The sequence below is a fragment of the Rhizobacter sp. P3_B12 genome (assembly GCF_056402895.1).
In genome coordinates, this window is record NZ_JBFUGN010001571.1 from 1 (window position 1) to 845 (window position 845).

Consider the following 845-nt stretch of genomic DNA (forward strand, 5'->3'; position numbering starts at 1 on the left):
CGTCAGCCCGGCCTTGGTCTTGACGACGAAGCTGGTCGGTCCGCCGCCGGCTGCAGCGCCGTTGGCCACCACCTTGGAGAAGCTCTCAAGCTCGGTGCGGTACTCGGACCCGGCCGCACCATAGGTGCCGGCCACCACCATCAGCCGCTGCCCATCCAGGCAGAAGCGGTCGGACGCCGTGTAGTTGACGCCGGTCTGCGCGCCGTCCTGCGGCAAGGTCTGCGGGCAGCGCGTGATCTGTGACAGCCCCGACACATTCCACCCCACGCCGAGGGGGCCGTTGCCAGAGCGACTGTTGTACCCGAGCGTCAGCGACGGCTCGATGCCGGCGATACCGGGTGGTACCTGGATCGGAATGCCATAGGTCGCCGCGCCATCGGGCGAGACTGAAAAGCTGCCGGGAATCGCCATCTGCGCCTGCGCAACGCTGGTCAACAGCGCACAGGCCATCAGCGCCGCAGCGTGGCGAGCCACCTGCCATGCGGGCACGCCACCGCGAGCGTGCAACGCTTCCATAAGAATCATGCTGTCCTCCCTGACAGCGGCCGGCGGCCGCCTCTGTGCCCGCGTGCAGCGGCGCTTCAACCGGCCTTCTTTGGAAGCCTCGCGCCCGTCCGGTCAAGCTGCTTCGCATCGGAGGCAGCATGACAGCAGAAGTCGCAGCTTATCGCAAGCCGATGACAAGCCACAAGCGCATCAGCCCAACGCCGCGACGATCTTCGGCGGCGCCTGCAGCAACTCGATCATCACGCCGTTCAGCCTGATCGAGAGGACGGCCCTGCGGCATCGACCACCAAGTGTCGAGCGAGCTTGATCGTGATGAGGCAACGGGCACGGGCCGAAAC

1 protein-coding gene is annotated in these 845 nt (G+C 66.7%); it reads right to left on the minus strand.

The annotated features are described in order from the left end of the window. Nucleotides 1-516 (minus strand): SpvB/TcaC N-terminal domain-containing protein (locus AC1D01_RS36935; protein WP_477874812.1); only part of this gene is annotated, 516 nt, incomplete at its 3' end. Between the last annotated feature and the right edge of the window lie 329 nt (nt 517-845).